Here is a 23,385-nt window from a genome sequence, read left to right on the forward strand (position 1 = left end):
TTCTCGAAGCGCTGTTTATTTTTTACCGTAAGACCCACGAGAAACACCCTATGTCACGTACCATTATGGCGTTTGATTTTGGCACCAAAAGTATTGGCAGCGCGATCGGCCAAGAGATCACGGGCACCGCGTCACCGCTGAAAGCCTTCAAAGCCAACGACGGCATTCCGAATTGGGATGAGATTGAAAAGCAGATCAAAGAGTGGCAACCGGATCTGTTGGTGATTGGTTTGCCGACCGATCTACACGGCAAAGCACTGGAAACCATCACGCCGCGGGCGAAAAAATTTGCCCAGCGCCTGCATGGCCGTTTCGGTTTACCGGTTGAACTGCACGATGAACGCCTCTCGACCACGGAAGCGCGCTCGGAGCTGTTCTCGATGGGCGGTTACAAAGCGCTGAGCAAAGGCAATGTCGATTGCCAGTCGGCGGTCATTATTCTGGAAAGCTGGTTTGAGAGCTTGTGGAACGAGTAACCCTGTTCCTCTGGCAACCTCCTCTGCAAATACCGTCCTCAACGAACACCCTCCTCAACAAACACAAAGAAAAACAGCCACTGTCGTGGCTGTTTTTTATTCCATGTCGATTTTCACATGATCCAGCGACCCGCTGCTGGTCACATCGCCCCGCTGCGTCTTGAGCATCAAGCGCAGATCATTGGCCGAATCCGCACTGTGCAGCGCATCTTGCTCGCTGATCTTGTGCTCAACCACCAACTGATACAGCGCCTGATCAAAAGTCTGCATGCCGACCTCTTTTGATTTCGCCATGGTGTTTTTCAACTCATGCAGCTCGCCGCGACGAATGATGTCCGACACCCGCGGACTGTTGAGCAGCACTTCAAACACCCCGTGACGCCCTTGGCCATTTTTATCGCGGATCAGTTGCTGGCCGACGACGCCTTTGAGGTTCATCGACAAATCAAACAGAAATTGTTCACGCTGCTCTTTCGGCACCAGATGTAAAATCCGTTCAAGCGCTTGGTTGGCGTTGTTGGCGTGCAAAGTAGCCATGCACAAATGCCCCGTTTCGGCAAACGTCATTGCGTATTCCATGGTTTCCCGACTGCGGATCTCGCCGATCAAAATCATGTCCGGTGCCTGACGCAGCGAGTTCTTCAGTGCCACTTCATAACTTTCCGTGTCCAACCCCACTTCACGCTGCGTCACGATGCAGCGCTGATGTTCATGGACAAATTCAATCGGATCTTCAACGGTGAGAATATGCCCGGTGCGATGCATATTGCGATACCCGGTCATGGCGGCCATGGTGGTCGATTTCCCCGATCCAGTCGCCCCCACCACCAACACCAAACCGCGTTTGGCAATCGAGAGATCTTTCAACACGGGTGGCAGTTTGAGTTCATCAAACGTGGGAATTTGCGTTTCAATGCGGCGAATCACCGCGCCGGGCAGCTCGCGCTGAAAAAAAGCGCTGACGCGAAATCGCCCTAAATCACGCACAATGGCAAAGTTGGCTTCACGCGTCGCCAAGTAGTCGGCATGGCGCGTGTCATCCATCATCGCGGCCAACAGCGTCCTGACCTGCGCTTCATTCAGCGCGTCGCCGTGGGCGCGCAGTTCACCATCGACCCGATACAACACGGGCGCGCCCACAGTGATATACAGATCCGACGCTTTATGCGTCATCATGCCTTGCAGGCACTCCTCAAGTTGCATCTTGTTCTCTCTTAAAATGCGGACATTTCCAGTTCAATTTTCTTCTGCACTTCCGCCGGATCCACCAGCCCTTGTGCGATCAACTGCTTGGCGTTCTGTTCCATGGTTTGCATGCCATGCGCCGCGCCCGTCTGAATGATCGAATACATCTGCGCGACTTTGTCTTCGCGGATCAAGTTACGAATCGCCGGCGTCGCCAACATGATTTCATGACACGCCACTCGCCCACCGCCGAGACGTTTGAGCAGTTTCTGCGCAATCACCGCGCGCAGCGACTCTGACAACATCGAACGCACCATGTCTTTATCACTGCCCGGAAACACGTCAATGATGCGGTCAATGGTTTTCGCCGCCGAACTGGTGTGCAGCGTCCCAAACACCAAATGGCCGGTTTCCGCCGCCGTCAGCGCTAAGCTGATGGTCTCTTGATCGCGCAGCTCACCGACCAGAATCACATCCGGATCTTCACGCAGCGCACTGCGCAGCGCATTTTTAAAACTGTGCGTGTCGCGGTGCACTTCACGTTGGTTGATCAAACATTTGTTGTTGCTGTGCACAAACTCAATCGGATCTTCGATGGTCAGCACATGCTTGTTGTGGGTGGCGTTAATGTAATCAACCATCGCGGCCAATGTGGTCGATTTACCCGAGCCCGTAGGCCCCGTCACCAACACCAGCCCTTTCTCGTAATTGGCGATTTTGTTGAAGATGTCCGGCGCATGCAGTTGCTCTAGCGTTGGAATCGTCGTTGGAATGGTCCGAAAAACTGCGGATGCGCCGCGCGACTGATGGAAAGCGTTGACACGAAAACGACCGATATCCGGTAATTCAAAGGAAAAGTCCACTTCCAGCTTTTCTTCGTACTCACTGCGCTGGGCATCATTCATGATTTCAAAAATTAATCGATGCACGTCAGCGTGTGTAAACGCAGGCACACCAAGCTTTCTCACCTCGCCATCGATGCGCACCATCGGAGGAACGCCCGCAGAAAGATGTAGATCTGACGCATTATGCTTTACACTAAATTCCAGTAACTCAGAGATATCCATCTATTTTCCTTACTAAAGTCTGGCTATGAGTAGTATTCAACAAAATCTTGAACATATCACTTCACAGATCGAAAACGCACAGCAAAAGTGTGGCCGTTCTCGAAGCTCTGTGCAACTTCTGGCGGTCAGTAAAACCAAACCCGTCGAGGCAATTCTCGAAGCAGCAGAGGCCGGTCAGCGTGCCTTTGGTGAAAACTACGTGCAAGAAGGCTGCGATAAAGTGCAGTTTTTTGCCGAGCATCACCCGGAACTGAACCTTGAATGGCACTTCATCGGCCCATTGCAATCCAACAAAACAAGGCTGATCGCCGAGCATTTCGACTGGATGCACACCATTGACCGCGCCAAGATTGCGCAGCGTCTGAGTGAGCAGCGCCCCGCCCATTTGCCGCCATTACAGGTGCTGATTCAAGTGAACACCAGTGGTGAAGCCTCGAAATCTGGCGTCAGTGAGAATGATTTATTTACACTTGCGGAATTGATTTCCGGCCTGCCAAACCTCACTTTAAGAGGATTGATGTCCATTCCGGAAAACGTGCCGGATTACGCATCGCAGCTGGCGGCATTTCGTCAACTGGCGGCATTGAAAGACCAGTTGGCCGAGAAATATGACGGCATCGATACGCTGTCGATGGGGATGAGTGGCGACATGGCGGCGGCGATTGAAGCTGGCAGCACCATTGTGCGCATTGGCACCGCGATTTTCGGTCAGCGCGATTACCCCCGCGCGTAACGCGGCATCCACCCTAAATTTTGATTTGGATATGATCATGGAACACAGAACCATCGCCTTTATTGGCGCAGGCAACATGGCGCATGCCATCATTGCAGGCTTAGTGGGTAGCGGCTACCCAGCGCAACGCATTATCGCCACCGCACCGTCGGAAACGCGTCGCAAACCGTTGGAAGACAACTACGGCATTCGCACCACCAGCGACAACCTGGCTGCGGCAAGCGAAGCTGACGTGGTGGTCTTGGCGGTCAAACCGCAATTGATGGCCGACGTCTGTCAGCCGCTGCACGCGATCGACTTTTCCAGCAAGCTGGTGATTTCCATCGCCGCAGGTGTGTCCGTGGCACGTTTGAATGCCATGCTCGGCAGTACACTGAATTTGGTTCGCGTGATGCCAAACACGCCATCGCTGGTCAATCGCGGCATGGCAGGGCTGTACGCTGCGCCGTCGGTTTGCGACGCCGATAAAGCCTTTACCGCCGAGCTGATGAGCGCCGTGGGCAAAGTATGCTGGGTAGAACAGGAATCGGGCATCAACAGCGTGATTGCAGCGGCGGGCAGCGCGCCGGCGTACTTCTTCTTGTTTATGGAAGCGATGCAAGCCGAAGCGATGGCACAAGGATTTGATAAAGACACCGCGCGCCTGCTGGTACAACAATCCGCGCTGGGCGCCGCCGAAATGGTGCAAGCCAACCCCGACATCGAACTCGCCACACTGCGCGAGCAAGTGACATCGAAAGGCGGCACCACCGCCGAAGCCATTCGTACCTTTAACGACCATCAGTTAACGGAGATTGTGGCGAAAGCAATGCGCGCAGCGGTCAGCCGCGCCGAAGAGATGGAAAAATTATTTTAATCTGACGGTCACTCACCCATGGGTGACCTTTATCTGTAGTAAGGGCTTCTTATGAATGCAATGAGTTTTCTAATCTCCACCCTGTTTGATATTTATATCATGGTCGTGATTCTACGAATCTGGCTACAAGCAGCGCGTGCAGATTTCTACAACCCATTTTCTCAGTTTGTGGTCAAAGCAACGCAACCGGTCGTGGGGCCTCTGCGTCGCGTGATCCCATCAATCGGGAGTCTGGATCTGGCCACTGTGCTGTTTGGTTACGTGCTGTGTATTCTCAAGTACGTCGCATTGATCCTGATCGCTTCACGCGGCGGTGTGGTCTTCAGTGCTGATTTTCTGCTGCTGGGTCTGTTGTCTCTGGTGAAAGCCGCTGGCGGCCTACTGTTCTGGGTGCTGGTGCTACGAGCGATTCTCAGCTGGGTCAGCCAAGGTCGCAGCCCGGTGGAGTATGTGTTCCATCAACTGACAGAGCCAATGCTGGCGCCGATTCGCCGCATTATTCCAGTCATGGGCGGCTTTGATCTCAGCGTGCTGGTGCTGTTTATCGTGCTGCAATTTGCCAACTTCCTGATGGGCGATATCATTGGCCCCATCTGGTATCAGCTATAATGAAAGCAGCTTGGTTTGACGGGGACGATCTACTGCTGCGGCTCTATATTCAACCCAAGGCCAGCCGCGACAGCATTGTAGGGTTACACGGGGATGAACTGAAGGTGGCGATCACCGCGCCACCGGTGGACGGAAAAGCCAATGCGCATCTCAGTAAATACTTGGCCAAACAGTGTAAAGTTGCCAAGGGCCTGATCGATATAGAGAAAGGAGAGTTGGGGCGTCATAAACAGATTCGCATCCACACGCCGGCTCAGATACCGCCCGAAGTTCAAGCCATCCTCGACTAGATAGCCAGCTCCCCGCCTCCTATGGCGGGGACTATTTTTTTAAGAAGGAGAAAAACCATGCGTCAATGGACACTCGCCCTGTTGCTTGCATGCGCGGCCATCCCCGCCAGTGCAGAGCAATTGATCAACATCAAGGATGTTGAGGTACACTACTCCGCTTTTAACTCAACGTTTCTGACGCCGCAGGTGGCCAAAAGCTACCAACTGACCCGAAATGGGTATTCCGCGGTGCTCAACATCAGCGTGCTCGATACCAGCACCGTGGGCAAACCCGCCGTGGAAGCGACGCTGTCAGGTCAGGTCAAAAACCTGATCGGCAACATGCGCGAACTGGCATTCAGCGAAGTCAAAGAAGGCAATGCGATTTACTATCTGGCCGAATTTCCGATCAGCAATGAAGAGGAGCTTCGCTTTGATATTGATGTCAACGCCGGCCTCAAAGGCGCTGGCAAGCTGAAATTCACGCAGAAGTTTTACGTTGAACCGTAACCGTTAACCGAAAAGAGAATGCGATGAAAAAGATTGTTTTAGCCACCGGAAACCAAGGCAAAGTCCGTGAAATGGCCGACCTGTTGGCTGATTTTGGGTTTGATGTGGTCGCACAAAGCGAATTCAATGTCTCTGAGGTAGCCGAGACCGGCACCACCTTTATCGAAAATGCCATCATCAAAGCGCGCCACGCGGCCAAAGAAACCGGCTTACCGGCCATCGCTGATGACTCCGGCCTAGAAGTGGATGCCCTTGACGGCGCGCCCGGCGTTTATTCTGCGCGCTACGCGGGTGAACACGCCACAGACCAACAGAACCTAGCCAAGCTGCTCGATGCGATGAAAGATGTGCCAGAAGCGCAGCGCACGGCGCGTTTCCACTGCGTTTTGGTACTGATGCGCCATGAGAACGACCCGACGCCGCTGGTTTGCCACGGCAGCTGGGAAGGTCGCATTCTCACCGAAGCGCACGGTAGCAACGGATTTGGTTACGATCCAATTTTCTTCGTTCCGGAAGACAACTGCGCATCGGCTCAACTTGAACCGGCGCGCAAGAAGCAGTTGTCGCACCGCGGTCAGGCGTTGAAAAAACTATTTCAGGCGATTGAAGAGCAAAAGCAGTGATGTTGACCCCGCCGGCACTCAGCCTTTACGTACACATTCCGTGGTGCGTGCAGAAATGCCCGTATTGCGATTTTAACTCGCATGCGCTCAAAGCCGACATTCCGGAAACCGAGTACATTGATGCGCTGTTGGAAGATCTCGACACCGATATCGAGCGCTATCAACTGACGGGCGATCCGCGGTTGTTGCACTCGATCTTCATCGGCGGCGGCACGCCAAGTTTGATCTCGCCCGACGGCATCGGCCGCTTGCTACGCGGGATTGAAGCGCGTATTGCGTTCAAACCCGACATCGAGATCACCATGGAAGCCAACCCGGGCACCATCGAAGCAGAGCGCTTTGCCGGTTACCGCCAAGTGGGTGTGACGCGCATTTCGATTGGGGTGCAGAGCTTTGAACCGGAGAAACTCACTCGCCTGGGCCGTATTCACGGCCGCGATGAAGCCGTCAAAGCCGCCCAACTGGCACATCAGATTGGCTTAAATAGCTTTAACCTCGATCTAATGCACGGCCTGCCGGATCAAACATTAGAGCAAGCGCTGGCGGATCTCGACCGCGCCATCGAACTCGCGCCGCCGCACCTGTCGTGGTATCAGCTCACCATTGAACCGAACACCCTGTTCTACTTCAAGCCGCCGACCTTACCAGACGACGACGCGCTGTGGGACATCTTCGAGCTCGGTCATCAGAAACTGACCGCAGCGGGGTATGTGCAGTATGAAATCTCAGGGTACAGCAAGCCGGGTTATCAGTGTCAGCACAACCTCAACTACTGGCGTTTTGGTGACTACCTTGGCATCGGGTGTGGCTCGCACGGTAAGCTGAGTTTTGCTGACGGGCGCATTGTGCGCACCACCAAGGTCAAACACCCGCGCGGTTATCTGGCGGCGTATCAAAACCTAGCGAAACCTTACCTCGACAGCGAGCAGTTGGTGGCGGATGTGGATCGGCCGTTTGAGTTCTTCATGAACCGCTTTCGCCTGATTGAACCGTGCCCGAAAGCCGATTTCAGCGCCACCACCGGCCTGCCGATCAGCGTGATTCAACCCACATTGGATTGGGCAATTGAACAAGAGTTTCTAAGTGAAACGGAGACCCACTGGCAGATCACCGAGAAAGGAAAACTATTTCTGAACGATCTGTTGGAAGCGTTTATGGCAGACGACGAGTAACCGCCCTTCCCCTCAACAATCGCCATTTGGCTCAGTCCTTCATGCCGAGCCAAATGGTGATAGCGCCGCGCGCTCTTGGAACCGGGAGTGCCGCCATGCCCTTTGGGACATGGCCAACCCAATGCGTATTAAACGGGATTTGAAGTTAGAAGATCGAGCGGCCAATGCGCTGCGCGAATAACTCCAGTGCTTTGGTGCCTGCCAGCGAGTTGCCGGACGGATCCAGCTCGGGCGACCAAACCGCAATCGTCATTTCGCCCGGCACGACAGCAATAATGCCGCCGCCCACGCCAGATTTGCCCGGCATCCCGACCCGATAAGCAAACTCACCCGCCCCATCGTACAAACCACAAGTCGCCAACAGCGCATTGATCTGCTTACTTTGTGTCGCAGTGATCACGCGTTCATGGGTCAGCACCGACACACCTTTGTTGGCGAGATAACTGAAGGTTTTCGCCAGTTCAACACAGCTCATGTTGAGCGCGCAGGCGTGGAAATAGTTGGTCAGCACGGGGAGCACTTCGTTGTCAAAGTTGCCAAACGAGCGCATCAGATAGGCAATCGCCGCATTGCGATCGCTGTGCTGCATTTCCGAGTTCGCCACCACTTTATCGTAGATGATCTGCTCTTCGCCGCACAGTTGGCGTACAAATTCCAACAAACGCTGGCGCGGCGCCGATAATCGGCTGTGCAGCATATCGGCCACCACAATCGCCCCCGCATTGATGAACGGGTTCCGTGGAATCCCCTGCTCCATTTCGAGCTGAATCAGCGAGTTGAACGCTTGCCCAGAGGGCTCTTTGCCCACGCGGCGCCACAGTTCATCCGGTTGATACAACCCCATGGCGAGCGTCAAGCTCAGGGCTTTGGAGATCGACTGAATGGAAAATCCTTCGTCTGCATCTCCGGCTTTGATGACCTCACCTTGATTGGTGTAGACCGCCATGCCTAATTTATGGTTCGGCACTTGGGCCAGTGCCGGGATGTAATCCGCGACTTTTCCTTGTCCGATCAGTGGGCGAACGTCATCCAATATGCTCGCCAGTAATTCTGGTGTCGGTTTCATTGTGTCGGCTTTACTTTCTTATTGTTATCGTCCCTATTCCAGCGGAGCGCACCAAATCCACGGTGATTTCCTGAGGAACACAGTCAAAAAAGCCAACATTGCAGCAATGTTGGCTTTCGTTCACGTTACGTGCCGAGCTAGTATCGGCCGCTCGGCCGCGGCTTGTCCAGTATTAACTGATGCGTTTGTATTTGATGTCCCAAACGCCGTGTCCCAGACGATGGCCACGCTGTTCAAACTTCGTCAGCGGACGCTCTTCCGGACGAGGGACAAAGTCACCCTCTTGCGCGATGTTCTCAAAACCCGGCGCTTGATTCATCACTTCAACCATGTGTTCTGCGTAATTTTCCCAGTCGGTCGCCATGTGGAACACGCCTTCACCCAGAATCAACTTCTGACGCACCATTTCAGCAAACTCGAGCTGAACGATACGGCGTTTGTGGTGACGTTTCTTGTGCCACGGATCGGGGAAGAACAGTTGCAGCGTCGCGAGACTGCTGTCTGGAATCATGTTGGCAAACACTTCCACTGCATCGTGACACATCACGCGCAGGTTGGTGATGCCCGCTTCGCGAGCGGAGGACAGGCACGCACCCACGCCTGGGCTGTGTACTTCGATGCCAAAGAAGTTTTTCTCAGGTGCGTTTTTGGCCATTTCAACCAGTGACGCCCCCATACCAAAGCCGATTTCCAGTACCACAGGATTGTTGTTGCCAAACACCTGCTGCCAATCCAGCAGCGCATCCTGATAATCAATTCCCATTGTTGGCCAGCACTCTTTCATCGCTGCTTCCTGACCTTTTGTCAGGCGGCCTTCACGACGCACGAAACTGCGGATTTTACGCACAATTTTGCCGTCTTCGGTGAACTCGTTTTTGGTTACTTCAGTCATTGGTATTGCCTGTTCAATTTTTAGTCTCGACTCAAAGGGCTTGTGATTATCCAAAGAATTGCTTTGGGCGCAAGTGTTATTGTCGTTGAAATCCACTCCTAAGCGACAAGCGGGCACGCGAAGTGCTTCTGCCACCAGCTAACACGCGTCCTTTGCTCGTGTTTGCCATGCGCTGCCGCTTGCACCCCAAGGGCGTTCATCACGCTGAAATTTGGATCATCTGTTTTACATCTTTGTCATTCTATGGTGCAATTTTGCCCCATCACGCTCATGCATGCCGCGCAAATTGTGACTCGATTCGCAAACGCAATGTTTACCAAGGATGAGGCATGCAGGCGCAACATTCGGCTACGGCCACCAACAATCGGACGCGCCATGCAAGACGGCGCGGTTGAACGACGCCGTTCAGCGTTGAATTGATCAGTAACACTTAACCCCATCGGATGACTAAATAGAATGACCATGCCGTCGCTCACACCGAAGCAATTTCAAGAGCACCTGCTCACTTGGCAACGCCACCATGGCCGACACGATCTGCCGTGGCAACAAAACCCATCACCCTATCGTGTGCTGGTGTCTGAAGTGATGCTGCAACAGACGCAAGTCGTGACGGTCATTCCCTACTTTGAGCGCTGGATGGCGAGTTTCCCAACCATCGAAGCGCTCGCAAACGCGACGGAAGATGCCGTCATGAATCATTGGCAAGGGCTAGGCTACTACTCACGAGCGCGCAATTTACGCAAAGCGGCCCTCTATATTCAAGAAACATGGAACGGTGAATTTCCGGCTGACGTCAACGCCCTGCAAAACATCCCTGGCGTCGGGCGCTACACTGCAGGCGCGATCGCCGCCTTTGCCTTCAATACCTATGGCCCTATCGTCGACGGCAACGTGAAACGCCTGTTTTGCCGTTATTTTGGCATTGAAGGTGTACCGGGAACCTCTGCCGTGGATAAACAGCTCTGGAGCACAGCCGAAGCGTATACGCCGACTCACAATAATCGCCAGTATGCGCAAGGGCTTCTCGATATGGGAGCGACCCTCTGCAAACCCAAAAACCCAGCCTGCGATGCCTGCAGCTTCACAACCACATGCAAGGCTTATCAGACCAACCGCGTGAGTGAACTGCCGACGCCCAAACCCAAGAAAGTGACCCCAACCAAGCCCGGACATTTTCTCTGGCTCGAATCCGATGGCAAGTTATTGCTCGAAAAACGAGCGGATGATGGCATTTGGGGCGCGCTCTGGTGTTTACCCCAGATTTATCTTGAACCGGAGCAGCTTGGGGAGCACATCAAGCTCAAAGGTGAGTTCAAACATACGTTTACACATTACAAACTCGATGGAAAAGTGTGGCAAATTGATAAATTGGGCGTCGAAAATCCCCAACAGCAATGGATGCCGTTGCACCAGTTGGATGATGTCGGCCTACCCAAACCGATTCGCACTTTCATCGAAAAACACGTGAAGACACAAGCGTAGATGGGACAGGCGCGCTTCACATATCGAGGACGGGCACTTGCCCGAAGCAGCATTTAGCGCGCCTTTCAAACAAGGTCATTCCCCAAGGAAACGACCTAAATCGGGCAAGAACGTGGTGTAGCTCTGGTGCCCACGTTGGATGTGGCATTGCTGAATCGGCACTCCGTACAACTCGGTCAAGTGGTGCTCCGTTAACACCTCATGTTTGGGGCCCGTCAAACACCGTTTATCTCTCATCAGCAACACCACGTGATCCGCAATGAACTGCGCTTGCGCCGGATCATGCGTTGAAAACAAGATGCTGATCTGACGCTCTTTCGCCAACGCGTGGAGCAATTCAATCACCGTGGCTTGATGGGCCAGATCCAACGCAGTCGTCGGTTCATCAAGAATCAAAACATCGCACTCACTTGCCAATGCGCGGGCGATGAGCACCAGTTGCTGCTGACCGCCGGATAATCGATCAAACGCCTCGTGCGCAAGGTGGTCAATCGACAGCATCGCCAAGGCGCGCTGAGCCATGGTGATGTCATGCTGACTTGGCGAGGAAAACAGGCCAATGGCGTTGGCTCGACCCATCAACACCATATCGAGAACGGCATACGAAAATGCGCAATCAAAACGTTGCGGCACAAAATTAATCCGCCCCGTATGCTCAACGCGGCCTTGCAGCGGTCGTTGATCGCCCAACAGCGTTTTCATCAAGGTCGTTTTGCCTTGCCCATTGCCCCCCAATATCGCGGTGATTTCGCCCCGCGATAACACAAGATCCACGGGGTCAAACAACGGCCGATTTGGGCGATGACCGCAAACCAGTTGCTCCGTTTTCAAGGTGATGGGATTCATCGCAACACCTCCCGGCGATTCAAATAAACCAGCACCATGATCAGCACCGTGCCAATCAGGGCGGTTAAAATTCCCAGCGGCACTTCACCATCGGTGATGGTACGCGCCAGATCATCCACCACCATCATCAGGGACGCGCCAATCGACATCGACGCGGGCAACAACCGCCGATGATCGGGGCCGACGAGCATTCTGCCCACATGAGGCACCACCAACCCAATCCAACCAATATTGCCACTCACCGCCACTTGGCTGGCGATGATCACCGCACACAGCATCAACACCAGCCAACGCGTGCGATGTGCACGCACATCCAGCACACGGGCATCATCTTCTCCCATCGACAGCACATTGATGCGCCATCGCATGCCCAGCAACATTACACTGGCCAGACTCAGCGGCAGCGCCATGGTGAGCAAACTTTGCCAATTGGCGGTCGCGACACTCCCTAACAACCAAAACACAATGTTGGGCAGCACTTCTTCTGTGTCGGCAAGAAACTGCACTAAACTGACCAATGCACTGAACAAGCCACTTAAAATGACCCCGGCGAGAATCAACACCAATCGGTTATGTTGGCCAAATAATTTCGCGATCACAAACACCAACATCAGCGCCAACACGCCAAAACTAAACGTGGAACACAGCAATCCCACTTGCCCAAATCCAAGCAAAATCGCCAGCGTACCGCCAAACGCAGCGCCCGAAGACACTCCGATAATGTGCGGGCTCACCAAGGGGTTTCGAAACACCCCTTGCAAAGTGGCGCCGCACAGCGACAACCCAGCCCCCGCACCTAACGCCATCAGCACTCTGGGCAGGCGAACGTTCCAAATAATCTGCGCTTCAATGGCAGAAGGCGCTGGCGCCACATGCATGATGGGGTGGAGTAACGTGGTGACCACCGACACAAAGCCCATGGCGTAAGTGCCCACGCCCAATGACAACAGCGCAATGAGAAACGTGCCTAGGATCAGGGCACTTTGCGACAATCGCGTGTATCGCTGCACCATTATTGCGTCACAGTGCGTGGCGCAAGATCGAACGCAGCGTGATCGAAAGGAACGTGGTAGAAACGCAGGTAATAATCGTTCGCCATTGCTGACATGTCGATGTCTTTAAATTGGGCAGGATAGAGTTTTTTAGCCATCCACATCTCGCCCAATGCCATCGCTTCTGGCGTTGGGTAACCCCAAGCTTTGGCATATTCAGGCATCAGATAAACACGATGTTGTTTCACAGCCTCGATCAATTGCCAGCGGGGATCATGATTGATCTCGTCGACCACATCGGGATAACGGCTTTGGACAAAAATAACGTCCGGATTCCACATCATCACATGCTCAATAGACACTTGTTGATAGCCTTGGATGGTGCTGGCTGCGACGTTTTTTGCCCCCGCATGTTGCATCATCAACCCAGTGTATTTGCCCGACCCATATGTCGTGAGATTCGGGTTGGCCATGTAAACACGAATGCGCTGCTCGTCAGGAATGGCGTTCAAACGTTGAGCCACTTGGGCACGATTGCGGAAGGTTGCTTGAATTAAATCTTCCGCTTGCTGATCGTGATTGACAATGTGACCGATTAAACGAATCCCTTCTTTCAAGCCTTCGTTATAGGTTTGCTCTTCGTTCACCATGGAGGCATTCATTTTATTGGCCTGACTTTGGATGTCCTTGCGCAATGAAATGGCCACCACCGGAATGCCAGCATCTGTCATCTGCTGAATCATGGCTTGCGGCGCATAGTTCGCCACAAACACCACCTGAGGTTGAAGGTTCAAGAGGCTTTCGAGGTTCACTTGCGTCAAATCACCCGGCATGGGCAATGACGGCAAAGCGGGATACAAACGCACCACGTCGGCCCCCAAATTTTGTTTCCAACTGGACAGCACGCCGACGATTTGCTCTTTCGCCCCCAGTTGCATCAGTAAATCTAACGTTTGATGTTGCAAAACCACTACGCGGTCGACGTGGTCAGGGATTGTCACAGTGCGACCCAGTTGATCGACAATGGTACGGCTCGCCAATGCTGAGGCACTCGCGGTGAAAAGAAGCACAGCAGAGAAGAGAGAAACAAGACGCTTATTCATAGAGAGAGTTCGGGTTGAATGGACGGAAGGCGTCAAAATACGCCGATGTCCATCAGACTCAAGGTGCGAAATCAAAAAAAGTTTAGATAAATAAAAAATAATTTAATCAAATCTCTGATACATCATGCGATCTCGCTGCGTGGCCGTGATAAGCCCCCTCAGCGCCACCCCACACCTTTGGCTCAGCGGCCGATTCCGCCACCCGCATCCGACCTAACATCGATTGTGCTGGAATCGATTTTGCTGGAATTGTCAGGCAATCCCGACATCATCATGGAAGCCAACACAGGTCTTTGGTATAACTTAAGCCAACCTGAAAAAATCCGGTGAAGCCGTAATGGCAAAGTTTGCCAAACGACATTCACACGAAAAAATTAAAGAGGAAGTCATTATGAGCCGCACTGTATTTTGTGCTCGACTACAAAAAGAAGCGGATGGTCTGGATTTTCAATTCTATCCAGGCGAACTCGGCAAACGTATTTTCGACAGCATTTCGAAAGAAGCCTGGGCGCAATGGCAAACCAAACAAACCATGTTGATCAACGAGAAGAAGCTCAACATGATGGATCCAGAGCACCGCAAACTGCTTGAGCAAGAGATGGTGAACTTCTTGTTTGAAGGGAAAGACGTTCACATTGAAGGCTACACGCCACCAAGCCAACAATAATCTTAAGGTTAGCAAGGTTATTTCTAGAGACATCATCACCTTCTGGTATGATGTCTCTTTTTTTTGTCTGACCCCTTCATCCACAACCGCCGGGGAGCGCATGAGAAAGTTAGTTTATTGCATTGCCGCCATGCTGTTGGTGGGCTGCAGTCGTGAATTCATTGAAAGCATTTACGACGTCAACTACGAGCCAACCAACCGTTTTGCAAAAAATTTGGCTCAGTTACCCGGCCAGTTTCAAAAAGATACTGCGGCCCTGGATGCGCTGATCAACAGTTTTTCGGGCAATATCGAAAAGCGTTGGGGCAGCCGCGAAGTCAAGATTGCCGGCAAACGCAATTACGTCAAATACATCGACAACTACCTCAGCCGAACCGAAGTGAATTTCGACGATGGCAAGATCATCATCGAAACCGTGTCGCCGACCGATCCCAAAGGCCATTTGAAAGATGCGATCGTCACAACGCTCTTGACCCCTGATGATCCGGCGCACGTCGATCTGTTTTCATCCAAAAACATTGAGCTCAAAGGCCAACCGTTCCTTTATCGCCAAGTGGTAGACCAAGAAAATCAGCCCATTCAATGGAGTTGGCGTGCCAACCGCTTTGCCGATTACCTGATTGCCAATCAACTCAAAGTGAAACAGGTCGATTTCAAAAAAGCCTACTATGTCGAAATCCCGATGGTCGCCGATCAGATTCAAATTCGCAGCTACCAATACGCCGACATCGTGCAGCGCGCATCGCGCAAATACGACATTCCCGAAGATCTGATCTACGCCATCATCAAAACGGAAAGTAGTTTTAACCCTTATGCGGTGAGCTGGGCCAACGCGTATGGTCTGATGCAAGTGGTTCCCAAAACGGCCGGACGCGACGTCTTCAAACTGGTAAAAAACCGTGCTGGCGAGCCGACGCCGGAATATCTATTTAATCCAGAAAACAACATCGACACTGGCACAGCGTATTTCTATATACTGAAAAATCGCTATTTACGTGATGTTCGCAACCCGACATCGCTCGAATACAGCATGATTTCAGCTTATAACGGCGGCACCGGGGGCGTACTCAATACCTTTAGCCGCGATCGTCAACGCGCAATGCGCGACTTAAATGCCCTGCAACCGAACCAAGTGTATTGGGCGCTCACCAAAAAACATCCCAATGCGGAATCACGCCGTTATTTGGAAAAAGTGACTCAATTTAAGAAAGAATTTAACGCAGGTTGAGAAAAAACCATCAACTTGCTTAAAATAGCGGCAAACAAACCAGTTTTTTAATTTTTTTAGAAAAACTGGTTGACGGCAGAAGGGAAAATCCGTTTAATAGCGCTCCGTTGCCCGGATAGCTCAGTCGGTAGAGCAGAGGATTGAAAATCCTCGTGTCGGTGGTTCGATTCCGCCTCCGGGCACCACAATTTGATGATTGTTGGTGCATAGCACGAACAGTTTTTAGCAAAGAATACAGTGTGCCGACTTAGCTCAGTAGGTAGAGCAACTGACTTGTAATCAGTAGGTCACCAGTTCGATTCCGGTAGTCGGCACCATTCTTTTGCCTCGATAGCTCAGTCGGTAGAGCAGAGGATTGAAAATCCTCGTGTCGGTGGTTCGATTCCGCCTCGAGGCACCATTATTTGGTGCATCACTTCACGCAAGTGACACAAATAATTCCCCCTTAGTTCAGTCGGTAGAACGGCGGACTGTTAATCCGTATGTCGCAAGTTCAAGTCTTGCAGGGGGAGCCACTTTCAGAAAGCTCAGTCGAAAGACTGGGCTTTTCTTTTATCTGCCCCAAGCCATTCCCCTCACCTTCCCACGCTAGCCCAGAGCATCAACACCCACATTTTATTTCAACTCACATCACTGAAAACCGTGCCATAAAAAAACCGAGTCATTCACATCCGTATCGCTCACCACAGCCATCCAGTCATCACTCGATCGCGATTCACACCTTCACGCCTTCAAACCAACGAGTGACACACAACAAGATGCGTACATGCCTCTCCAACCAGCATCAAATGTATGGATTGCGACTCAACACCCACCACGAGAAAGCAGCATCATATTCACCCGCGACCACACCACGATGTGCACGCTACACTCATCTTCACATTTGCCCGTCATTTTCCTTGGCATCAAGCACGCTTTTTTACCTGCTTTCAGCCACGGAATCCCGCTTCATCATCCGGTCAAACCTACTGCGCTGCGTTTTTGAGGCCTGTTTACACGATATTTTCTAACAAAAATGGATAAAAACAGGCCACTAAGTATAGAAAAGCAACAAACGATCTTTTTTTTGCATTTTGCTGTTGACGACCAAAGCGAAAACTCGTTTAATACACCCCGTTGCCTCGATAGCTCAGTCGGTAGAGCAGAGGATTGAAAATCCTCGTGTCGGTGGTTCGATTCCGCCTCGAGGCACCATATTTTAGATGTTGGTGTAACGCACGAGCATGCAACAAGATTAAGTGTGCCGACTTAGCTCAGTAGGTAGAGCAACTGACTTGTAATCAGTAGGTCACCAGTTCGATTCCGGTAGTCGGCACCATTTATCTAACAATTTATTCCCCCTTAGTTCAGTCGGTAGAACGGCGGACTGTTAATCCGTATGTCGCAAGTTCAAGTCTTGCAGGGGGAGCCACTTTATCAGTAAGCTGACACATCAGCTTGTTGAAAGGCCGACTTAGCTCAGTAGGTAGAGCAACTGACTTGTAATCAGTAGGTCACCAGTTCGATTCCGGTAGTCGGCACCATTACAAAATCTATTCCCCCTTAGTTCAGTCGGTAGAACGGCGGACTGTTAATCCGTATGTCGCAAGTTCAAGTCTTGCAGGGGGAGCCACTTTGAGAAAGCCCAGTCTAACGACTGGGCTTTTCTTTTATCTGCCCTTCCCGACCGGTTCGATGTTCATCCCTTCATTTCAGTTCAGCTCAGAGATACACGACACCGCAGGGCCATCGCATGCATGCGCTCATCCGCCTCATCACATCAAGTGCTGAAATAGATGATTGGGTGATTGGGTGAGAATCGCGAAACAACCGCTCGTGGATTCAACGCCATAAAAAAGGCGAGCCTCAGCTCGCCTTCTCACCGTATCGTGCCTTACTTGATGCCCTTTTCCTTTTTGATCAAGTCGTAAGCATGTTGAATCTCTTGTGACTTCTCTTTGGCAACGTTCATCATTTCTGGCGGCAGACCTTTGGCCATCAATTTATCGGGATGGTGTTCATTCATCAGTTTACGATAAGCACGTTTAATCTCTTTGGCATCGGCACTGTCACTTACGCCCAGCACAGAATACGCATCCGCCAAGCGATCTTTGCTAGCCGCTTGTTGCCACTGGCCGCCGCCCGAATACTGCTGCTGCCCCTGCGAACCGCCAAAGCCGCCACCTTGTTGAAAGCGAAACGCTGCTTCGTGCATGCGCAAACGGCGTTCTAATTGGTCGGCTGAAAAACCTAAACCGCTCGCAACCTTATGCAGGACATTGCGCTCGGCTGGGTGAATGTCGCCGTCAGCCAATGCGGCGGAAATTTGCAGCTCCAAAAAGAACTGCAACAAATCAAAACGACCACCACTCGAAATTCGCACTTTATTGAGCACTTGTTCAAGGGGGAAATCTGCATCTTTACCCTCACGAAACGCATCTTGCGCCGCGCGGCGTTGTTCGCCATGCAGGTTCATGCGGTCCATCATGATGCTGGCGAGACGAATCTCTTCTTGCGTTACCTGCCCTTTTGCCTTCGCCACATGGCCCATGACCGCAAAGGCTGATTTAAAGAACTCTTCTTGGCGTTCAGCCTGACTGGGGCCATTGCCAAATCCACTGGTGCTGAACCCAGCTTGATTAAAACGACGGGCTTTATCAAATTGATGCCCGAGAAATAGGCCAAAGATTGCGCCAAGCGGGCCACCAAATAGGAAGCCAAAGAAAGCGCCGAGAATTTTGCCAAAAATATGCATTATGTGCTCTCAATCTATGAATTTTTTAGGTGTGTCGTGGTCTGATAGTGCCGGGAGCGTGAAATTCCTTTATGATAGGAAGCGTTTTTTATGAATCAATTCTCCCAATATCGGACTCAAACAATTTCAACAGGATAGTACAATTCGATGTCACGTTTTTCCCGCACGTTTTTAGCCGCTTCGATTAGCGCCGCGCTCTTTGCGCCTCAGACTCAAGCAGACGCTACGGTGGATGACAGTGTGCAGGAACTGCCCACTATCGATCAATGTTTAGTTGACCAGCCCGAGGCTGACAATCCGAATGAACAGCCTATCAATGTCGAAGCGGATAAGCTAGAAGCAATTAATGGCGAACGCGCGACCTATTCCGGCAATGTGGTGGTGATTCAGGGTAAAAAACAGATTCGTGCTGACAACGTCACACTGCACCAAAAAGACAACGTGGTGGTGGCCGAAGGCAACGTCAACTTTAGCGATGGTCAGGTCAAAGCCACCTCAGATAAAGCCACCAATAATCTCACCACGGATCAAATGACGCTGGAGAACACCAAGTATAAATTCCTGTGTGAACAGGGCCGAGGTGAAGCCGCGTATATATCCAAAACCGGGAAAGCGGTGTATGAAATCGAAGATGGTTCGATAACCTCGTGTCCGGAAGGCGACAGTGCTTGGCGATTGAGAGCGTCCGGTATTTCCGTTGATCAAAACGAAGAAAGAGCGACCTTTTATAACCCGCGCTTAGAAGTGCTGGATGTCCCCGTCTTCTACTTCCCATACTTAACGGTGCCAATTGGCGACACGCGTAAAACCGGTTTCCTTTACCCTACAGTGTCTTACGGTTCGCGTGATGGTTTTGAATTGGAAGTGCCGTTTTACTGGAACTTGGCACCCAACTACGATTTAGAAACGTCAGTGCGTTACATGGAAAAACGCGGCACGCAACTCAACACCGTGTTCCGTTATTTGACCGATTTGGGGGAAGGAAGCCTGAAATCCGAGTACCTTCCCGATGACTCGCTCAACCCAGACGAAGGTAAACGCTGGGCATTCCAATACCAACACAGCGGTATTTACAACGAAGCGTGGAAACTGGAAGCCGATTATTCACGCGTCAGTGACGTCGATTATTTCTCCGACCTCAGCTCAGGCATTGGTAACCGTGAAGATGGTCAGCTGATTCAACAAGGTAAAATTACCTACCGCACGCATTCTTGGGATGCTGCGTTGATGGCACGTGATTTTCAAGTATTGACCACCACAGATAACTCACCTTATCGCCTCATGCCGCAGTTATCCTTTAACTATTACGCGCCTGAAGTGATGCGTTACCTCAATCTGGACATGAAGAGCCATGTGGCTCGTTTTGAGACCGATGCGAAGGGCAAGCCATCCGCCACGCGCGTACACGTAGAGCCAGGGGTTACCATTCCATTGGGAACCACTTGGGGGACGTGGACCACGGAAGCGCGCGTACTTGGCACTTACTATCAACAAGATCTTGATGGCGTCGACACCAGTTCCGACAGTTATCGTGATCTCGAAGAAAGCGTCACCCGCGTGATTCCCGAATTCCGCAGTCACGCTGGTATTGTTCTGGAACGCGATACCGTTTTGTTTGATAACTACACGCAAACGCTCGAACCTCAGATCCAATACCTGTACGTGCCGAAAGAAGATCAAAGCAACATCGCTTGGTACGACACCACCATTTTGCAAGCGGATTACTACGGTCTGTTCCGCAGCCGTAAATACAGCAGCGTCGATTACGTCGCACCCGCCAACCAGCTGAGTTACGGGGCTTCAACCCGTTTCTTTGACGACGAGTACAAAGAGCGTCTCAACATCGCCTTTGGTCAGATCTTCTACATAGATAAAAATCTAAAAACCGGTTCCTCATCCACCGACGAAGACTCCCAATCGAGCTACTCAGCTTGGGCGGTTGAGATGGACTTCAACTACGATGATTACCTGTTCTACCACGGTGGTGTGCAGTACGACGTGGACACCAGCGAAATGCAGCTCGCCAACAGCACCTTGGAATACCGCTTTGATGATGGCTTCGTGCAAGCGAACTATCGTTACGTGACCAAGCAGTACATTGAAGATACCGTGGGCGATACGCTCAACGACATCGACACCATTACGGAAGATGGCATCTCGCAAGCCGGCCTGCTGGCTGGGTATCAGGTGTCACCGAAATGGTACATTGGCGGACAATATTTCCATGACTTAACCACCAACCAAGCGCTGGAGTGGCTGGCAGGCGTTCGCTATACCTCCGACTGCTGGTACATCGGTTTCTCCTACAGCAACCAGCTGAAAGACTGGAACCAAACCCTGAAAGGTGGTTACGCATCGTTTGATGACCCCATTTACGAAAACAACTTTAGCTTTAACATCGGCATTATTGGATTTGGCACCAGTATCGGCTCCAGCGAAAGCATGACGGGCATCGATACGTCGGATAGCTCTCTAGGCTACGGTCGACCATTCTTCTTGAATAACTGAGTTTCTTAATAACGAACCATCCGGTCTGAAGAGTCAGGCCGTTGATTTTGATAGGACTTCTAATGAAATTGTGGAAACACACGCTACTGACTCTGCTGGGTCTCATGAGCATTGGCTTGGTACAAGCCCAACCGGTTGAGATGGATCGCGTCGCGGTCATCGTCAACAACGGTGTTATTTTGCAAAGTGACATTGATACCGCGCTGCTGAGCGTGAAAGCCAATGCCAAGAAAAATAACCGCGCACTGCCAGACGAAGCGGTGCTGCGTGAACAAGTGGTTGAGAAGCTGATCATTGATACGTTACAACAACAAGAAGCTGAACGTATCGGGGTGCGCATCGACGACAACCGCCTCAACGAAGCGATCAATGACATCGCAAAAGAGAACCATCAAACCGCCGAGCAGTTGCGCGTGTCTGTCGCAGCAGAAGGACTGACTTACCCAGAATTTCGCGAGCAAATTCGTAAAGAGATGTCAGCCAGTGAAGCGCGCAATGCTTTGGTTCGCCGCCGCATCAACATTCTTCCCGCTGAAGTGAACACGCTCGCGGATCTGCTGGCCAAAGAGACCAACGCCACCATTCAGTACAAAATCAGCCACATTCAACTGCGCTTTAATGACGGACAAGACAAATCTGAAGTCGAAGCTCAAGCAAAGAAATTGGTTGAACAACTGAACAAGGGCGCGGATTTCAGCACCATGGCAATCACCTACTCCAAAGGTCCAAAAGCGCTGGATGGCGGTGACTGGGGCTGGATGCGTAAAGAAGAGATGCCGACGATTTTTGCTGACCAAATCAAGATGCAGAACAAAGGCACCATCATTGGGCCATTTCGCAGCGGTGTGGGCTTCCACATTCTTAAAATTGATGACGTCAAAGGCCTAGAAACCGTAGCCGTTACCGAAGTCAATGCGCGCCATATTCTGATTAAACCCACCATCATTCTGAGCGATGATGGCGCTCAAAAACAACTCAATGAGTTTGTACGCCGTATTCAAGCCGGAGAGGCCACCTTTGGGGAACTGGCTCAACAATATAGCCAAGATCCAGGTTCTGCAGCGCAAAACGGTGAGTTGGGATATCAAACGCCGGATCTGTACGTGCCTGAGTTCAAACACCAAGTAGAAACACTGCCCGTCGGCCAGATCAGCCAACCTTTTAAAACCGTGCACGGTTGGCACATTGTGGAAGTTCTGGATCGCCGCGAAGTCGACCGAACCGACTCCGCGCTGAAAAACAAAGCATATCGTATTCTGTTCAGCCGTAAGTTCAACGAAGAAGCCAGCGCCTGGCTACAAGAACTGCGCGCAGGCGCGTTCGTGGAAGTGTTGAAGGATGAAGACGATGACAATTAAGCGAATCGTAGTGACCGCCGGTGAACCGGCGGGCATCGGCCCGGACTTAGTTTTGGCCCTGTCGACGGAAGACTGGACTCACCAACTGGTGGTGTGTGCTGATAAAACCGTCCTGGCTCAGCGCGCTGAAACCTTGGGCATCCAAGTCACCCTACTCGACTACGATGCCTCTGCCGCACCGAAACCGCAGCAAGCGGGGACCTTAATTGTCGATCATATTCCGGTCGCTACGCCTGTGGTTGCCGGTCAATTGGACGAAAGCAACGGCCATTATGTGTTAAAAACACTAGAAAGAGCCGCTGCAGGCTGTATGAATGATGAATTTGATGCTATTGTCACCGGTCCCGTTCATAAGGGAGTGATCAATCGCGCAGGCGTGGCGTTTAGCGGCCACACTGAGTTCTTTGCGGAGCAGTCCAACACCCCGTTGGTGGTGATGATGCTGGCAACCGAAGGGCTGCGCGTGGCACTGGTGACGACACATATTCCATTGGCTTATGTGTCTAAAGCAGTGACCAGCGAGCGTCTGGAAAAGATCATTCATATTCTCCACAAGGATTTGGTCGAGAAATTTGCGATTGAAGCGCCTACCATTTATGTATGCGGCCTCAATCCACATGCCGGGGAAGATGGGGTTTTGGGTCACGAAGAAATCGACACCATTACACCGACCCTGGAAAAATTACGTCAGCAAGATGGCATGCAACTGATTGGTCCATTACCGGCCGACACCATCTTCAATGACAAATATTTGCAGCAAGCTGATGCTGTTCTGGGCATGTACCACGATCAGGTTCTTCCCGTCCTGAAATATAAAGGCTTTGGCCGCTCCGTGAACATCACGCTGGGTCTGCCTTTTATTCGAACATCCGTCGACCACGGCACCGCGCTCGATTTAGCCGGCAGTGGCTTGGCCGATGTGGGAAGTTTTAGAACAGCACTCGCTCAAGCGATTGAATTAGTTGATAAGAAATCATCCTCTTGTCGATGATCTAGAATGTCGAGAACA

The 23,385-nt window shown here is 51.8% G+C and carries 22 protein-coding genes, 9 tRNA genes and 1 pseudogene; 24 read left to right on the plus strand and 8 right to left on the minus strand.

Features of this window, described 5'->3' with window-relative positions; translation table 11 throughout:
- Window positions 1–50 precede the first annotated feature (50 nt).
- The gene (gene ruvX / locus ACF8PK_RS10415) at window positions 51–476 is read left to right on the plus strand and encodes a Holliday junction resolvase RuvX (RefSeq protein WP_055467261.1); all 426 of its coding nucleotides are present in this window, start codon (window positions 51–53) and stop codon (window positions 474–476) included.
- 96 nt (window positions 477–572) lie between these two features.
- Here the strand turns inward: ruvX and ACF8PK_RS10420 are convergent, their stop codons facing one another.
- Both ACF8PK_RS10420 and ACF8PK_RS10425 read right to left on the minus strand, forming a co-directional pair.
- Window positions 573–1,679 (minus strand): PilT/PilU family type 4a pilus ATPase, encoded by a 1,107-nt coding sequence (locus ACF8PK_RS10420; protein WP_014205822.1) that lies wholly within the window; start codon window positions 1,677–1,679, stop codon window positions 573–575.
- An 11-nt stretch (window positions 1,680–1,690) separates the two neighbouring features.
- Window positions 1,691–2,728: a type IV pilus twitching motility protein PilT gene (locus ACF8PK_RS10425; RefSeq protein WP_004724259.1), complete on the minus strand. Its 1,038-nt coding sequence runs from the start codon at window positions 2,726–2,728 to the stop codon at window positions 1,691–1,693.
- A gap of 25 nt (window positions 2,729–2,753) precedes the next feature.
- Between ACF8PK_RS10425 and ACF8PK_RS10430 the strand changes: the two genes are divergently transcribed.
- From ACF8PK_RS10430 to hemW, 7 genes are read left to right on the plus strand one after another with little or no spacing between them, the layout of a single operon-like run.
- Window positions 2,754–3,461 carry a YggS family pyridoxal phosphate-dependent enzyme gene (locus ACF8PK_RS10430; RefSeq protein WP_158108025.1) on the plus strand — a complete coding sequence of 236 codons (708 nt, stop codon included), beginning with the start codon at window positions 2,754–2,756 and terminating at the stop codon, window positions 3,459–3,461.
- A 37-nt stretch (window positions 3,462–3,498) separates the two neighbouring features.
- Window positions 3,499–4,317, plus strand: coding sequence for a pyrroline-5-carboxylate reductase (proC, locus tag ACF8PK_RS10435; RefSeq protein WP_004724261.1), 819 nt, complete (start codon window positions 3,499–3,501; stop codon window positions 4,315–4,317).
- A 51-nt stretch (window positions 4,318–4,368) separates the two neighbouring features.
- Window positions 4,369–4,926: a YggT family protein gene (locus ACF8PK_RS10440; protein WP_004724262.1), complete on the plus strand. Its 558-nt coding sequence runs from the start codon at window positions 4,369–4,371 to the stop codon at window positions 4,924–4,926.
- Window positions 4,926–5,216 carry a DUF167 family protein YggU gene (gene yggU, locus ACF8PK_RS10445; RefSeq protein WP_004724263.1) on the plus strand — a complete coding sequence of 97 codons (291 nt, stop codon included), beginning with the start codon at window positions 4,926–4,928 and terminating at the stop codon, window positions 5,214–5,216. The genes ACF8PK_RS10440 and yggU overlap by 1 nt, the downstream gene beginning before the upstream one ends.
- 57 nt (window positions 5,217–5,273) lie before the next feature.
- Window positions 5,274–5,705 carry a DUF4426 domain-containing protein gene (locus ACF8PK_RS10450; protein ID WP_014205827.1) on the plus strand — a complete coding sequence of 144 codons (432 nt, stop codon included), beginning with the start codon at window positions 5,274–5,276 and terminating at the stop codon, window positions 5,703–5,705.
- Between the two features lie 23 nt (window positions 5,706–5,728).
- Window positions 5,729–6,328: an XTP/dITP diphosphatase gene (locus tag ACF8PK_RS10455; protein ID WP_055467258.1), complete on the plus strand. Its 600-nt coding sequence runs from the start codon at window positions 5,729–5,731 to the stop codon at window positions 6,326–6,328.
- A complete protein-coding gene (gene hemW, locus ACF8PK_RS10460; protein WP_392441238.1) occupies window positions 6,328–7,500 on the plus strand; it encodes a radical SAM family heme chaperone HemW in 1,173 nt (390 codons plus the stop codon). The genes ACF8PK_RS10455 and hemW overlap by 1 nt, the downstream gene beginning before the upstream one ends.
- Before the next feature lie 145 nt (window positions 7,501–7,645).
- Here the strand turns inward: hemW and glsB are convergent, their stop codons facing one another.
- Both glsB and trmB read right to left on the minus strand, forming a co-directional pair.
- On the minus strand, window positions 7,646–8,566 hold the full coding sequence (glsB, locus tag ACF8PK_RS10465) for a glutaminase B (protein ID WP_004724267.1): 921 nt from the start codon (window positions 8,564–8,566) through the stop codon (window positions 7,646–7,648).
- 172 nt (window positions 8,567–8,738) lie between these two features.
- A complete protein-coding gene (trmB, locus tag ACF8PK_RS10470; RefSeq protein ID WP_004724268.1) occupies window positions 8,739–9,458 on the minus strand; it encodes a tRNA (guanosine(46)-N7)-methyltransferase TrmB in 720 nt (239 codons plus the stop codon).
- A 462-nt stretch (window positions 9,459–9,920) separates the two neighbouring features.
- Between trmB and mutY the strand changes: the two genes are divergently transcribed.
- A complete protein-coding gene (gene mutY / locus ACF8PK_RS10475; RefSeq protein ID WP_392441177.1) occupies window positions 9,921–10,940 on the plus strand; it encodes an A/G-specific adenine glycosylase in 1,020 nt (339 codons plus the stop codon).
- Between the two features lie 75 nt (window positions 10,941–11,015).
- Here the strand turns inward: mutY and ACF8PK_RS10480 are convergent, their stop codons facing one another.
- The 3 genes from ACF8PK_RS10480 to ACF8PK_RS10490 are packed head-to-tail and all read right to left on the minus strand — an operon-like array spanning window position 11,016 to window position 13,881.
- Window positions 11,016–11,786 carry an ABC transporter ATP-binding protein gene (locus ACF8PK_RS10480; protein ID WP_206982519.1) on the minus strand — a complete coding sequence of 257 codons (771 nt, stop codon included), beginning with the start codon at window positions 11,784–11,786 and terminating at the stop codon, window positions 11,016–11,018.
- Window positions 11,783–12,799, minus strand: coding sequence for an iron ABC transporter permease (locus ACF8PK_RS10485; protein WP_004724271.1), 1,017 nt, complete (start codon window positions 12,797–12,799; stop codon window positions 11,783–11,785). The genes ACF8PK_RS10480 and ACF8PK_RS10485 overlap by 4 nt, the downstream gene beginning before the upstream one ends.
- Window positions 12,799–13,881 (minus strand): ABC transporter substrate-binding protein, encoded by a 1,083-nt coding sequence (locus ACF8PK_RS10490; protein ID WP_208549349.1) that lies wholly within the window; start codon window positions 13,879–13,881, stop codon window positions 12,799–12,801. The genes ACF8PK_RS10485 and ACF8PK_RS10490 overlap by 1 nt, the downstream gene beginning before the upstream one ends.
- 237 nt (window positions 13,882–14,118) lie before the next feature.
- Here ACF8PK_RS10490 and ACF8PK_RS10495 point away from each other — a divergent pair.
- From ACF8PK_RS10495 to ACF8PK_RS10550, 12 genes and pseudogenes are all read left to right on the plus strand, one after another.
- Window positions 14,119–14,211, plus strand: a pseudogene (locus tag ACF8PK_RS10495) (adenine glycosylase); the annotation flags it as partial.
- Window positions 14,212–14,272: 61 nt separating this feature from the next.
- Entirely contained in the window at window positions 14,273–14,548 is a 276-nt protein-coding gene (locus ACF8PK_RS10500; RefSeq protein ID WP_014205836.1) for an oxidative damage protection protein, read from the plus strand.
- Window positions 14,549–14,648: 100 nt separating this feature from the next.
- Window positions 14,649–15,776, plus strand: a complete 1,128-nt coding sequence (gene mltC, locus ACF8PK_RS10505; protein ID WP_014205837.1) for a membrane-bound lytic murein transglycosylase MltC — start codon at window positions 14,649–14,651, stop codon at window positions 15,774–15,776.
- Between the two features lie 109 nt (window positions 15,777–15,885).
- A tRNA-Phe gene (locus ACF8PK_RS10510) sits at window positions 15,886–15,961 on the plus strand.
- A gap of 56 nt (window positions 15,962–16,017) precedes the next feature.
- Window positions 16,018–16,093: transfer RNA gene (locus ACF8PK_RS10515), tRNA-Thr, on the plus strand.
- Window positions 16,094–16,100: 7 nt separating this feature from the next.
- Window positions 16,101–16,176: transfer RNA gene (locus ACF8PK_RS10520), tRNA-Phe, on the plus strand.
- Between the two features lie 39 nt (window positions 16,177–16,215).
- Window positions 16,216–16,291, plus strand: a tRNA-Asn gene (locus ACF8PK_RS10525).
- 603 nt (window positions 16,292–16,894) lie between these two features.
- Window positions 16,895–16,970 (plus strand) — tRNA-Phe (locus tag ACF8PK_RS10530).
- Window positions 16,971–17,018: 48 nt separating this feature from the next.
- Window positions 17,019–17,094: transfer RNA gene (locus ACF8PK_RS10535), tRNA-Thr, on the plus strand.
- 17 nt (window positions 17,095–17,111) lie between these two features.
- Window positions 17,112–17,187, plus strand: a tRNA-Asn gene (locus ACF8PK_RS10540).
- A 36-nt stretch (window positions 17,188–17,223) separates the two neighbouring features.
- A tRNA-Thr gene (locus ACF8PK_RS10545) sits at window positions 17,224–17,299 on the plus strand.
- 13 nt (window positions 17,300–17,312) lie between these two features.
- Window positions 17,313–17,388 (plus strand) — tRNA-Asn (locus ACF8PK_RS10550).
- A gap of 261 nt (window positions 17,389–17,649) precedes the next feature.
- On the opposite strand, the gene djlA is transcribed toward ACF8PK_RS10550, so the two are convergent.
- Window positions 17,650–18,510, minus strand: a complete 861-nt coding sequence (gene djlA / locus ACF8PK_RS10555; protein WP_014205839.1) for a co-chaperone DjlA — start codon at window positions 18,508–18,510, stop codon at window positions 17,650–17,652.
- A gap of 147 nt (window positions 18,511–18,657) precedes the next feature.
- Here djlA and lptD point away from each other — a divergent pair, with 147 nt between their 5' ends.
- The 3 genes from lptD (at window position 18,658) to pdxA (ending at window position 23,367) form a co-directional block, all read left to right on the plus strand.
- Window positions 18,658–21,018, plus strand: coding sequence for an LPS assembly protein LptD (gene lptD, locus ACF8PK_RS10560; RefSeq protein ID WP_154180689.1), 2,361 nt, complete (start codon window positions 18,658–18,660; stop codon window positions 21,016–21,018).
- A 62-nt stretch (window positions 21,019–21,080) separates the two neighbouring features.
- On the plus strand, window positions 21,081–22,376 hold the full coding sequence (gene surA / locus ACF8PK_RS10565; RefSeq protein WP_004723680.1) for a peptidylprolyl isomerase SurA: 1,296 nt from the start codon (window positions 21,081–21,083) through the stop codon (window positions 22,374–22,376).
- Window positions 22,366–23,367, plus strand: coding sequence for a 4-hydroxythreonine-4-phosphate dehydrogenase PdxA (gene pdxA, locus ACF8PK_RS10570; RefSeq protein ID WP_004723683.1), 1,002 nt, complete (start codon window positions 22,366–22,368; stop codon window positions 23,365–23,367). Before surA ends, pdxA begins: the two co-directional genes overlap by 11 nt.
- Window positions 23,368–23,385 lie beyond the last annotated feature (18 nt).

Origin of the sequence: Vibrio sp. CJQ_6, from assembly GCF_043106745.1 — a bacterium.
Lineage (GTDB): Bacteria > Pseudomonadota > Gammaproteobacteria > Enterobacterales > Vibrionaceae > Vibrio > Vibrio furnissii.